This window comes from Streptomyces sp. NPDC052107, from assembly GCF_040680215.1.
Classification (GTDB): Bacteria; Actinomycetota; Actinomycetes; order Streptomycetales; family Streptomycetaceae; genus Streptomyces.
In genome coordinates, this window is record NZ_JBFAWG010000056.1 from 1 (window position 1) to 12697 (window position 12697).

Sequence of the window (12697 nt, forward strand, 5' to 3'; positions counted from 1 at the left end):
CTCCGGGCGCTTCCCTTCGGTGTTTCCGACTCTATCAGATCTTTTCTCGACCCGATTTCCTCGGTGCTTTCCAGGTTCCCCGCGTTTTCTCGCGGTTTCCCTTTCCGGCGGTTCCGACTCTATCAGATCCTTTCGGCGTCTGACTCCCAGTCAGGGGGGCTCGTCTTCCCGGCCGTTGGGCCGTTCCGACGTCTCAAACCTTAGCGGATCCGCTCGGCGATTCCCAATCGGGCCGCCGGGCTTCCATTCGAATTGAATTCGGGCACGCCGAAAAGAACCCGTCCGGGAGATCGTGCTGATGATGTGAGGTGCCGCTCGGGGCGGCTGAGTGCTACCGAAGAACCGTTACGGCTCCGTGGCAACCCGAAGAACTTTACGGATCACCCAGGGGCGTGTCAACACCCCCTGTCAAGATCTTTTACGGAGGCCTCAGTCGAGGTCGCTGAGCCGGCCGCCGGCGTCCGGCTGGGCGTGCTCCACCCGGCGCAGGAGCCTGGTCAGGACCTCGCCGAGCACCCCGCGCTCCGCCGGCGTGAGGTCCTGGAGCAGGTCCTCCTCGAAGACGGTCGCCAGGCGCATGGCCTCCAGCCACTTCTCCCGGCCCTCGGGGGTCAGCTCGACGATCACCCGGACTCGGTTGGACTCGTCGCGCTCCCGGGTGACGAGTCCCTCGGTGACCATGCGGTCGATCCGGTGGGTCATCGCGGCCGGCGTGAGGCCGAGCCGCTTGGCGAGGTCGCTGGGGCCCATGCGGTAGGGGGCGCCGGAGAGGACCAGCGCCTTGAGCACCTCCCACTCCGCGTTGCTGATGCCGAGGGCGGAGGTCTGGCGGCCGTAGGCGACGTTCATGCGGCGGTTGAGCCGGGACAGCGCCGACACGATCTTCTCGACCTGGGGGTCGAGGTCCTGGAACTCGCGCTGGTAGGCGGCGATCTGCTCTTCGAGCGTCGGCTCCGTGACGTCAGGGGCGGTGTCGGCCATGGCCGCAGTATCGCACGTGGGTGCTTTGCATTGAAGTCCTTCCATGTGTAATCTTTAGCTTCGAACTTTAGGTTTGAAGTCTTCAGGTCTAACTAGTGAGAGAGGTGAACGTGACCAGGGCGATGGGCGCAGCGATGCGCCGGATCCACGTGGGCAACGCACTCAGCGCGTTCGGGCTCGGCTTCACCGTCCCCTACCTGTACGTCTATGTGGCGCAGGTGCGGGGCCTGGGAGCCATGACGGCCGGACTCGTGCTCGCCGTCTTCGCCGTGGCCGCGCTGATCGTGCTGCCGTTCGCCGGCAGGGCGATCGTGCGGCGCGGCCCGCTGCCGGTTCTGCTCGCCGCTCTGGTCACCGCCGCGCTCGGCGCGCTGAGCCTGGGGCTCGCGGGCAACGCCACCGCCGTACTGCTGTCGGCCGCGGCGCTCGGTGCCGGGCAGGCCGTGATGCAGCCGGCGCTGGCGACGATGATCGTGGACTGCTCCACGGCCGACACGCGGTCGCGGGCGTTCGCGATGCAGTTCTTCCTGCAGAACCTGGGGCTCGGTGTAGGCGGCTTCATCGGCGGTCATCTCGTCGACACCACGCGCGTGTCGTCGTTCACGCTGCTGTTCACGATCGAGGCGGCGATGTTCCTGCTGCTGGTCGGCGTGATGGCGACCGTGCGGATGCCTCACTCGCCGCGGATCGAGGACGCGCCCGCGCGGTCGGCGAAGGGCAGCTGGAAGCAGCTGCTCGGGAACCGGGCCATGGTGCAGCTGTGCGTGCTGGGCTTCGTGCTGTTCTTCGCCTGCTACGGCCAGTTCGAGTCCGGGCTGAGCGCCTACGGTGTCGAGGCCGCCGGGATATCCACCTCCGCGCTGGGGACGGCCTTGGCCGCGAACACGTTGATGATCGTGGTCGCCCAGTTCGCCGTGCTGAAGTTCGTGGAGCGTCGTCGGCGGTCCCGGGTCATCGCCGGTGTCGGTCTGATCTGGGCCATGGCCTGGCTGGCCGCCGGGTACGCGGGGCTGGGGCACGGCAGCCAGGAGATGGCCACCGCCGCCTTCGTCTCGACCTACGCGCTGTTCGGGCTGGGTGAGGCGATGCTGTCGCCGACCGTCGCGCCGCTGGTCGCCGACTTGGCTCCCGAGGGGATGGCCGGGCAGTACAACTCTGCGTTTGCGCTGGTCAAGCAGTTGGCGCTGGCCGTCGGTCCGGCGGTGGGCGGTCCGCTGGGTGCCTCGCTGCACGCGCCGTACGTCGTGACCTTCCTGCTGTTCTCGCTGGGGATCACGGTGCTTGCGCTGCGGCTGGGGCGGCGGCTCACCCCCGTCCAGGACCGGCCGTGGCCGGCGCGCGGGAGCCTGGTGGTTGCCCGGGGTGGGGCGCCTGCGGAGCCGGTGGCCGCGGAGGCGTAAGGCACCCGGTGCTGTGGCTGGGCACCTGTGGGGCGCTGCTCGCTGAGAGGTGCCGCTGCGGCGGCGAGCGCCTCGAAGCGACGGGACTGCAGCTTCCCAGGGGCGCGGGGAACTGCGCGAGCAGCCCACCACGCCCCCGCACCCGGCAACGGGCAGAACCCCGAACGGCGTCTAGCTCTTCGGCAGTACGAACTCGCACCACACGGCCTTGCCGCCGCCAGGCGTTCTGCGGCAGCCCCAGTTCGACGCGATCGTCGCCACGATGGCGATGCCCCGGCCGGACTCGTCCCCCGGTTCCGCTCGCCGGCGTCGGGGAAGGTGGTCGTCCCCGTCCGTCACCTCGATGATCAGGCGGCGGTCGGTGCGGCGGAGCCGCAGGCGCATGGGGGGCGTGCCGTGCTGGAGCGAGTTGGCGACGAGCTCGCTCGCGGCGAGCACACCGAGATCGTGCAGCTCGGCCGGGAAGCGCCAGCTCGTCAGCACGCCGGAGGCGAACGCACGCGCGCGTGGGGCCGCCTCCACGCCGCCGAGGAGTTCCAGGGCCGCGTTGCGGAAGAGGTCGCCGTCGGGGCCCGTACGGGCGGGGTGCTGGAGGACGAGTACGGCGACGTCGTCGTCGTGGTCGGCGGTGACACCGGCCGAGCGGACCAGGCGGTCGCAGATGACCTGTGGGGTGCCGGTCGCGCCGGCGAGGGCGCCTTCGAGGGCCGCGATGCCCTCGTCCAGGTCCTCGTCGCGGCGTTCGACCAGGCCGTCCGTGTAGAGGACGGCCGTGGAGCCCGGGCCGAGGGCGATGGAGCCGGAGGCGTGCATCCAGCCGCCGGTGCCGAGTGGCGGGCCGGTGGGCTCGTCGGCGCGGGAGACGGTGCCGTTCTCGTCGCGGACCAGGATCGGCAGGTGCCCGGCGGAGGCGTACACCAGCCGGCCCTCGTTGGGGTCGTGGACGGCGTAGGCGCAGGTGGCGATCTGGTTGGCGTCGATCTCGGTGGCCAGGCCGTCCAGCAACTGGAGCACCTCGTGCGGGGGGAGGTCGAGGCGGGCGTAGGCGCGGACGGCCGTACGCAACTGACCCATGACCGCCGCCGCCCGCACACCCCGGCCCATGACGTCGCCGATCACCAGGGCCGTGCGGCCGCCGCCCAGGGTGATCACGTCGTACCAGTCGCCGCCGACCGCGGCCTCGGTGCCGCCGGGCTGGTAGGTGGCGGCGATGCGCAGGTCGTCGGGTTCCTCCAGTTCCTGCGGAAGCAGGGAGCGCTGGAGGGTCACCGCCGTCTCGCGCTGGCGGCGCTCGCTGGCGCGCAGCCGTTCGGCGGCCTCGGCGTGGTCGGTGACGTCGGTGGCGAAGACGAGCACGCCGCCGTCGCGGTCGCCGCCCTTGTCGACCGGAGTGCAGGTGAAGGTGTACGAGCGGCCGTCCACGGCCTTGCGGGACTTCAGGGTGCGGGGCTTGCCGCTGCGCAGCACCTGGTCGAGGAGCGGGAGCAGGCCCAGTTCGGCGAGTTCGGGCAGCGCCTCGCGGGCGGGGGTGCCCATGGGCCGTACGCCGAAGGCCGCCACGTAGGCGTCGTTCACGTACGCGATGCGGTGGTCGGGGCCGTGCACCAGGGCGACCAGGGCCGGGACACGGTCGAGGACGTCTCGCGCGGGCAGTTCGTCGACGGCGGGCACCAGGGGTGTGCCGTCGGCGGGCTGCCCGGCGCGGGCCGCCGGGACGGAGCCCTCCCCCCGCCGGTCCGGGGAGACCGGGGTCTCGGTCCGCGCGGCGGCGCGGCGCTGCGTTCCGGGGAGCCGGGCGCTCCAGCGCGTGAAGTTCACTTGGGAAGAAGCCTCGTGGGTGCTTAAGGGCGGGCGGGTGACCCGTCCGAGGACGTGGGGCAGTCTGGCAGGGGGCAAGCCGCGGCGACATCCGTCAGACGCCTGGGCGGGCCGTGGAGTTCCTGGGTCCGGTCAGGACGACCCCTTCGGGTCGTCCGAGGGGCTGTGAGGAGGCTTTCCACCGGCAGCGAGTTCGAACTCCGCTCGCGGATGTTCGAGCGAACCGAGCGAGACGATCTCCCTCTTGAACAGCCCGGCGAGGGTCCATTCCGCCAGGACACGGGCCTTTCGGTTGAAGGTGGGCACCCTGCTGAGGTGGTAGACGCGGTGCATGAACCAGGCAGGGTAGCCCTTCAGCTTGCGTCCGTAGACCTGGGCGACGCCCTCGTGCAGGCCGAGGGAGGCGACGGAGCCGACGTACTTGTGGGCGTACGTCTCCAGGGGCTCGCCGCGCAGTGCGTGGGCGATGTTGTCGCCGAGGGTCCAGGCCTGGCGGACGGCGTGCTGGGCGTTGGGCGCGGTCTCGGTGCCGGGTGCGGCGGCGGTGACGTCGGGTACGGCCGCCGCGTCTCCGGCCGCCCAGGCGTGCTCCGTACCGTCGACGGTCAGCTGGGCGGTGCATTTCAGCCGGCCGCGCGCGGTGAGCGGCAGGTCGGTGGCGGCGAGCAGGGGGCTGGGCTTGACGCCGGCCGTCCACACGACCGTACGGGTCGGGAAACGCTGGCCGTCGCTGAGGATGGCGACGCGGTCGGCGCAGGAGTCCAGGCGGGTTTCGAGGAGCACCTGGATGTTGCGGCGGCGCAGCTGGGTGACGGTGTAGCGACCCATTTCCTCGCCGACCTCGGGGAGGATGCGGTCGGAGGCCTCCACGAGGATCCACTTCATGTCCTCGGGGCGGACGTTGTGGTAGTAGCGCGCGGCGTAGCGGGCCATGTCCTCCAGTTCGGCGAGCGCCTCCACACCCGCGTAGCCGCCGCCGACGAAGACGAAGGTGAGGGCCGCGTCGCGGATCGCGGGGTCGCGGGTGGAGGAGGCGATGTCCATCTGCTCGATGACGTGGTTGCGCAGGCCGATGGCCTCTTCGACGGTCTTGAAGCCGATGCCGTACTCGGCGAGGCCGGGGATGGGCAGCGTGCGGGAGATCGAGCCGGGGGCCAGCACGAGCTCGTCGTAACCGAGGAGTTCGGCCGGTTTTCCCTCCTCGGCGGTGGCGAGGGTGCGGACGGCGGCGGTGCGCACCGCGTGGTCGATGGACGTCACCTCGCCGACGACGACATGACAGTGGTTTAGGACGCGACGCAGCGGTACGACGACATGGCGAGGCGAGATCGAACCCGCGGCCGCCTCCGGAAGGAACGGCTGGTACGTCATGTAGGGGTCGGGAGTGACGATGGTGATGTCGACGTCACCCCGCCTGAGCTCGCCCTTCAGCTTCCGCTGCAGACGCAGTGCCGTGTACATCCCGACGTAGCCGCCGCCGACAACCAGAATGCGCGCACGTTCCTTCACCATCCCATGACGCACCCGGCGCTGTTGTTTGTCCACAGCCCCGGCAATTTGTGTGACTGGCGGCCGGATGTGCGTGGGGCCGGGCACGGTGCCGGGACGGGACGAAAGGGGGCAGGTCAGCAGGGGCTGGCGATGGGGCGCGAAGGTGCGGAAACGGGATGTACGAGACCCGTACTCCGATCGGGGGGCGCACTGTGCGGAACCTGCCCCTTCTGAATTGACTTCCTCTCAACTATGTTCGTGTGACAACGGGGTGTAGGGAATGTGCTCGAACGGGTGCCGCGACGGGCGGACCCGGTCGAGAACGACGTCAGTTCCACGCACTTCGGATCACACGCGGGGAGTCTCCGGGGGGAGACGTCATTACCGGGGGAACACATGCATGTTCAGAACACGCATTGGTCATCTGCAGCTGCCATCGCACCGGGTGGCGGAACGATGAGCGCGGCGGTGGGCAACGGACGCGCGGACGCGGCGCGTACGGCCCCGCTGCGGGTGGACGCACAGCGCAATCTGGAGCACGTGCTGCGTGCGGCGCGTGAGGTCTTCGGCGAGCTGGGATACGGCGCGCCGATGGAGGACGTGGCCCGGCGGGCCCGGGTGGGTGTCGGCACGGTGTACCGGCGCTTTCCCAGCAAGGACGTGCTGGTCCGGCGGATAGCCGAGGAGGAGACCGCCCGGCTGACCGAACAGGCCCGGGCCGCGCTCGGGCAGGAGGACGAGCCGTGGTCGGCGCTGTCCCGGTTCCTGCGGACGTCCGTGGCGTCGGGGGCGGGGCGGTTGCTGCCGCCGCAGGTTCTGCGGGTCGGCTCCGCCGGTTCCGCCGAGTCGGGTGGTTCGGGCGTGACGTCCGCCGAGGAGGCTCGGGTGCCTCAGCAGCGGGCGCAGCCGGCGGCCGGTGAGCTTCGGCTGGTGCCCGGGGAGGCCTCCGGGGCCGCCGACGACAGCGGGGTCGGGGCGTTGCTCGATGTGGTCGGGCAGTTGGTCGACCGGGCTCGGGCGGCCGGTGAGCTGCGGGCGGATGTGTCCGTGGGGGATGTGCTGCTGGTGATCGCCACGGCGGCGCCGTCTCTGCCGGATGCCGCGCAGCAGGCGGCGGCTTCGGCTCGGTTGCTGGACATCTTGCTGGAGGGGTTGCGGTCGCGTCCCGCGTAGGGGGTCCCGCCGTCGGCGGCCGCGGGTGGGTGCCTTGTAGGCGGTTCGGGGTGGGTGGACCCGTAGTCGTCGGGCTGCGGGTCCGTCGTGGCTTGTCGCGCCCACCCGGCGGAGCCGCATTCCGACACGGGCCCGCGCCCCTGGGGAACTTCGGCTCCCTCATCCGAGTGGTGGTCGGGGGTTTGTGCTGACAAGAACCCTCGGATGAGTGGATGCCGCGAACATAGGGACCTTGAACAAAAAACCATGTGGCACCCTGAGCCGGTGACGGGTTGGGCTGGACCGGTGTCGGGGGCTTTCCGCGATGGGCGTTGACGGGTGGGACGAGTCACGCGACGCGAGCGCGGAGGCCGCCGCCGGCCTGACCCCGCCCCAGGTGCCGAATCAGGGCGGGCGTCCGGCTTCCACCGGCGGGCGGAGCGAGAAGAGCGTGCCCGCCCAGCGTGACGGCAGCGTGCTGCCGCCGCCCCGGGAGGTGCCGCCCGACGACGGCGAGCTGATCGAGCGGATGCGCGGCGGTGACGACTCCGCGTACGAGGAGCTCTATCGGCGGCATGCGGACGCCGTACGGCGGTATGCGCGCACCTGCTGCCGGGACGGGCACACCGCCGACGACCTGACGGCCGAGGTCTTCGCCCGGATGCTGCAGGCGGTGCGCGGCGGATCGGGGCCCGAGCACGCCGTGCGGGCCTATCTGCTGACCTCCGTGCGACGCGTCGCCGCGCACTGGACCAAGTCCGCCCGGCGCGAGCAACTCGTGGACGACTTCGCCGTCTTCGCCCAGCAGGCCTCGCGCGCCTCCGAAGCGTCCGACGCCACTGCGCCCACTGGCTCCTTCGGAGCGGGCCTGGACCTCGGCGCCGATGTGCGCGCGATGCACGAGGCCGAGCAGTCCATGGCGATGCGGGCCTTCCGCTCGCTGCCCGAGCGCTGGCAGGCCGTGCTGTGGCACACCGAGGTGGAGGACGAGTCCCCGAGCGAAGTGGCCGTGCTCTTCGGGCTGGACGCCAACGGCACGCGCGTGCTGGCGAGCCGCGCCCGCGAGGGGCTGAAGCAGGCCTATCTCCAGGCCCACGTCAGCGCCTCCCTCGCCGGTGACGAGGAGTGCGCCCGCTACGCCGACCAGCTCGGCACCTACGCCCGGCGCAAACTGCGTATCCGCGCCGAACGGGGCCTGCGCAAGCACCTGGAGGAATGCGCCAAGTGCCGGCTGGCGGCCACGCAGATCGAAGAGGTCGCCGGCGGTATCCCCGGTGTCGTCCCGGTCGCGGTCATCGGCTGGTTCGGGGCCGCCGGGTACGCCAAGGCGCTCGGCGTCATCGCCGGCAGCGCCGGGGCGGGGGCGGCGGGTGCCGCCGCCGCGGCCACCGGGTCGTCGTCCGGCGGGGCCGGCGGTGCGGGCGGTGCCGCGGCCTCGGAGGGGGTCTGGGCACCGGCGAAGGCGGGGATCGCAGCCGGTGTGGTCGCGGTGGCCGCCGCCGCGGTGGTACTGGCCCTGGTGAACGACAGCCATCCGCCGGCGAAGGAGGTCGCCAAGCCGACGCCGTCCGCGCCGGTCGCGCAGCCCCCGGCGCCGAAGCCGACCCCGTCGAAGAAGAAGCCCTCGCCGGAGCCGGTCGTGCTCGCACGCGAGCCGACCCCCACCCCGACACCGACGCCCACACCGAAACCCACCCCGACGCCGACGCCCAAGCCCACCCCGACGCCCAAGCCCACCCCGACGCCGACGCCGACGCCGACGCCCCCAACGAAGCCGACGCCCAGGCCGACCCCGACGCCCACTCCGCCGCCGGCGACCACCGTCTACGAGCTGAGCGATCTCGGCTACGACGTCGAGGGCGACGGCACCAAGCCCGAGATCCGGCTCGGCGAGAGCAGCTGGGTGTGGCAGCGCTACGGCATGTCGATCGACGGCAGGCAGTACGCGCGCGGGGCGACCGTGCACGGCGAGTCCTCCGTCACCATCGCCCTCAACCGCCAGTGCGGCTCATACGACGCACTGGCCGGCGTGGACGACATGACGCTCGACCTCGGCAAGGTGTCCTTCTCCGTCTGGGCCGACGGGGTCCGGCTGTGGCAGTCCGGGATGGTCAAGGGGCGCGACCAGGCCGTGGCCGTCCATGTGGACCTCACCGGGCGCAGGACCGTACGGCTCGTCGTACGGCCGCACAGCAACGTCTTCGACCAGGCGGCGCTCGCGGACTGGGCGGAGTCCCGGTTCACCTGCCGGTAGGCCGGAAGGCCGGTGGGCGGCTGCCGCCGTCCCTCACCGGGCGCGGTCGACGGCCGCCTCCTCGGCGCCGAGCTCGCGCAGCACGTCGGCCACGTCGAGGGACGCTCCCCGGGCGCGCTCGGCCGCGTACCGCTCGGGTGGCAGGGTCGCGCGGGCGCCGGCCTGCACCCGGGCGGCCTCACGGCCTTCCGGCTCGGGACGCGGATTACCGTCACGCCAATGGTCCGCGGCGGCGAACAGCCGGACCGCACCCGGCAGATCGCCGCACCGGGCCCGCAGACCGGCCGCGATGTCCACCAGCCCCGCCGTGATCGTCTCGGCGCACCGCTGGGCCACGGCCTCGCGCAACGCCCCGGCGACGATCGGCAGCCCGTGCGCGGGGCCCGACTCGTCGGCGGCGAGAAGCGCCTCGACGATGCGCAGGGCCGCCTGGAACTGCGGTGGTGGGGTGCCGCCGCGGGCCGCCGCGCGGGTCTCCTCGTACAGCTCGCGGGCACGGGCGGTCTGCCCGTCGTGCAGGGCGATGTGGGCGAGCAGCAGCCGTACGAAGGCACGCGACTCCGGCACCGCGTAGCGGTCCGCGGCCGCTCCCGCCTCGTCCAGGGCGGCCAGCGCGGTCTTCGGGTCGCCGGAGCGGTAGGAGATCTCGGCGAGCCGAGCCAGCAGGAACGGCGACTCGGCGTAGGCCCCCACCTCGTAGGCCAGGCGCAGTGCCTCCTCGTACTCACCGCGCGCCTCGGCGAACCTGCCGCGGGCCATGGCCGCCTCGCCGGCCGCGCTGCACACCTGGGCCCGCATCCAGCGGTCCCCGACGCGCCGGCTGAGCGTCCGCAGCACGGCCAGGTCCTCGTCCACGCCCCGCAGGTTGCCCGGGGAGTCGACGATCACATGGGTGCGGAACATCAGGGAGACGCCGATCTCCCAGTCGCCGCCGTACGCCCGGCAGTTGGCCACGGCGGCGGCCATGTCCGGGCCGACGTCCGCCGGGCCGCCCAGGTAGTAGGCGGTCAGCGGCCACACGATGCCCGGGAGCCGGGCGGCCCGGGGACCACCGTGCTCATAGGCGGCGCGGACGCGCGCGAGGTACTCCGGGGCGCGCGGGTCGGCCGCCAGGTGCTCGGTACTCGACTCGGAGGTCAGGAACAGATCGAGCATCCGCAGATCCATCCGCAACTCCCGCAGCGGATGCCCGGCCTCCCCGTCGGGCACGGCGAGAAAAGCGCCGATCGGATCGGCCGACTCCACCAGGGACACCAGGTCGGTGGGGCCGGCGCCGCGGGTGGGCGGGGCATCCGAAGCCGACCGAGCGTCCCGTGCCACGCCCAGGCGAAGGACCAGCCGTACCCAGGCGACCGCTTCCTGTCGGTGGTTGCGGAGCCACCAGAACCAGCCGATGGCCAGGACGATCGCGCCCGCCTCCGGCTCGTCGCCGGCGCGTACGGAGCGGTCCAGGGCAGCCCGGATGTTGTCCAGCTCGGTCTCCAGGCGGGAGATCCAGGGAAGTTGGTCCGCCGAACGCAGGCGCGGCTCGGCCTCCTCGACCAGCGCCCGCACCCACGCGCGATGCCGCCGCTCGGCCCTGGCGCGCAGTCCGGGGACCTCGACCGCGCGCTCGGTGGCGTACTCGTGGATGGTCTCCAGCATGCGGTAGCGCATGCCGCCGGAGCCGTCGGGACCGCTGGCCGCGGCCACGACGAGGGACTTGTCGACGAGGGCGCCGACCAGGTCGGCCGCCGGGCCGGTGCACACGGCCTCGGCCGCCGCGAGGTCCCAGCCGCCGGCGAACACCGACACCTCGCGCAGCACCGTGCGCTCGCGTTCGTCCAGCAGGTCCCAGGACCAGTCGACGACCGCGCGCAGGGTCTGCTGGCGGGGCAGGACCGTACGGCTGCCGGAGGTGAGCAGGCGGAAGCGGTCGTCGAGCCGGTCGGCGATCTGCCGCGCGGTCAGCAGCCTGAGCCGGGCCGCGGCCAGCTCGATGGCGAGCGGCAGCCCGTCCAGGCGGCGGCAGATCTCCGCCACGGCCCCGGTGTCGGCGAGCACCGCGTCGGCGTCGGGACGGACGGCCTTCGCGCGCTCGCCGAACAGGCGGTGCGCCTGCTCCGGGACCAGGGGCTCGACCGGGCGCACCGACTCACCGGGGACGCCCAGGGGTTCACGGCTGGTCGCGAGGATCGTGAGCCCCGGGCAGTGGGTGAGGAGGGTCTCGGCGAGGGCGGCGGCCGCGCCGATGACATGTTCGCAGTTGTCAAGGATCAGAAGTTGGCTGCGCGGGGCGCAGTACTCGATCAGCAGGGCGACGGGGTCGGCCTGCGGGGTCGCCAGCTCGTTGGTCCGCAGCACGGTCTCGCGCAGACCGAGCGCGCTGACCACGGCGCCGGGCACCGCCTCCGGATGGTCGAGCGGGGCCAGCTCGACCAGCCATGCCTGCGGGAGCCCCGCGGCGGCCTCCTCGGCGAGGCGGGTCTTTCCCGAGCCGCCCGGTCCGGTGAGCGTGACCAGGCGGGCCCTGTGCAAGTCCGAACGAATGGCTTCGAGTTCTGGTTCCCGCCCGACGAAGGACGTCAGGCGGGGGCGGAGATTGCCGGTGCGCTCGGGCGGTTGAACGGGAGCCGGCGGCGTCGGTGACTTCGGTGGCTGTGGCTGTGGCTGTGGCTGTGGCTGTTGTTCCTGCTGTCCGAGCAACGACGCGTGCAGCGCTCTGAGTTCCGGGCCCGGGTCGGTGCCGAGGGTGTCGGCGAGGGTGCGGCGGGCGGACTCGTACGCGGCGAGGGCGTCGGCGGGGCGGCCGCTGTCGCGCAGGGCGCGGATGAGCAGGGCGTGCAGGGGCTCGTCCAACGGGTGGGCCGTGGTGAGTTCCGTGAGCTCCGGTACGACGTCCGGGGCGCGGCCGAGGTCGAGGGCGGCGGCGGCACGGGCGCGGGTGGCCTCCAGGCGCCGGGCCTCCGGGCGGGTGGCGGCGGTGCGGTCGGGGAGGTCGGCGAGGGCGGGGCCGTGCCAGAGGGCGAGGGCCTCGGTGAGGATGCGGTCGGCGGTGGCCGGGTCGCCGGTGGTGAGGGCCTTGGTGCCGGCGTCGACGAGGCGTTCGAAGACGTACAGGTCCACGTCGTCCTCGGTCGCCTCGAGGCGGTAGCCGCCCGGGATGGAGGCGACGGTGTGGCGGCCGAGGATGCGGCGGAGGCGGCCGACCAGGGCCTGGAGGGCGGCGGGGGCGTCCTGCGGCGGGTCGTCCGCCCAGATCTCGTCGATCAGCGTTTCGGGGGTGGTGGGGCGGGATGGGCGGAGGGCCAGGGCGGTCAGGAGTGTGCGGAGGCGTCGGCCGCCGATGGGTACGGGGGTGCCCTCGTCGTCCGCTGCTTGGGCTACGCCCAGAATTCTGTACCGCACCCGGTCATTGTCGCGGGGGACTCGGGGTGGGGCACGGGGGTTTCGTCAGCGGTGCCTGATCGGTGCCCCGCGCTGGGGCCGGCCAGGGGTCAGGCGCTGCTCGCTGAGAGGTGCCTCCCCAAGAGGGGGTACCCCCAGCAGCTACGGCGACATGGCGACCCGCAGGCGACGGCGGCGATGAACGCCTCGTAAGGGGCGCGGGGAACTGCGCGAC

Annotated in this window: 7 protein-coding genes; 3 read left to right on the top strand and 4 right to left on the bottom strand. The window is 72.6% G+C overall.

Features of this window, described 5'->3' with window-relative positions:
• Positions 1-429: 429 nt before the first annotated feature.
• Positions 430-981, bottom strand: coding sequence for a MarR family transcriptional regulator (locus AB0M27_RS34985; protein WP_067115199.1), 552 nt, complete (start codon positions 979-981; stop codon positions 430-432).
• A 110-nt stretch (positions 982-1091) separates the two neighbouring features.
• Between AB0M27_RS34985 and AB0M27_RS34990 the strand changes: the two genes are divergently transcribed.
• Positions 1092-2381, top strand: a complete 1290-nt coding sequence (locus tag AB0M27_RS34990; protein ID WP_365727914.1) for an MFS transporter — start codon at positions 1092-1094, stop codon at positions 2379-2381.
• A gap of 171 nt (positions 2382-2552) precedes the next feature.
• Here the strand turns inward: AB0M27_RS34990 and AB0M27_RS34995 are convergent, their stop codons facing one another.
• Positions 2553-4199 carry a SpoIIE family protein phosphatase gene (locus AB0M27_RS34995; protein WP_365727917.1) on the bottom strand — a complete coding sequence of 549 codons (1647 nt, stop codon included), beginning with the start codon at positions 4197-4199 and terminating at the stop codon, positions 2553-2555.
• 132 nt (positions 4200-4331) lie between these two features.
• Positions 4332-5711 carry an NAD(P)/FAD-dependent oxidoreductase gene (locus AB0M27_RS35000; protein ID WP_365727918.1) on the bottom strand — a complete coding sequence of 460 codons (1380 nt, stop codon included), beginning with the start codon at positions 5709-5711 and terminating at the stop codon, positions 4332-4334.
• A gap of 375 nt (positions 5712-6086) precedes the next feature.
• On the opposite strand from AB0M27_RS35000, the gene AB0M27_RS35005 reads away from it, so the two are divergent.
• Positions 6087-6863: a helix-turn-helix domain-containing protein gene (locus AB0M27_RS35005; RefSeq protein ID WP_365727920.1), complete on the top strand. Its 777-nt coding sequence runs from the start codon at positions 6087-6089 to the stop codon at positions 6861-6863.
• Between the two features lie 304 nt (positions 6864-7167).
• Positions 7168-9096, top strand: a complete 1929-nt coding sequence (locus tag AB0M27_RS35010; RefSeq protein WP_365727923.1) for a sigma-70 family RNA polymerase sigma factor — start codon at positions 7168-7170, stop codon at positions 9094-9096.
• A gap of 33 nt (positions 9097-9129) precedes the next feature.
• Here the strand turns inward: AB0M27_RS35010 and AB0M27_RS35015 are convergent, their stop codons facing one another.
• Positions 9130-12483, bottom strand: coding sequence for a BTAD domain-containing putative transcriptional regulator (locus AB0M27_RS35015; protein ID WP_365727925.1), 3354 nt, complete (start codon positions 12481-12483; stop codon positions 9130-9132).
• Between the last annotated feature and the right edge of the window lie 214 nt (positions 12484-12697).

Excerpts from the sequence above, each read along its gene's own strand:
- AB0M27_RS34985 (WP_067115199.1), bottom strand. The coding sequence starts at position 981 with ATGGCCGACACCGCCCCTGACGTCACGGAGCCGACGCTCGAAGAGCAG.
- AB0M27_RS35000 (WP_365727918.1), bottom strand. The coding sequence starts at position 5,711 with ATGGTGAAGGAACGTGCGCGCATTCTGGTTGTCGGCGGCGGCTACGTC.
- AB0M27_RS35005 (WP_365727920.1), top strand. The coding sequence starts at position 6,087 with ATGCATGTTCAGAACACGCATTGGTCATCTGCAGCTGCCATCGCACCG.
- AB0M27_RS35010 (WP_365727923.1), top strand. The coding sequence starts at position 7,168 with ATGGGCGTTGACGGGTGGGACGAGTCACGCGACGCGAGCGCGGAGGCC.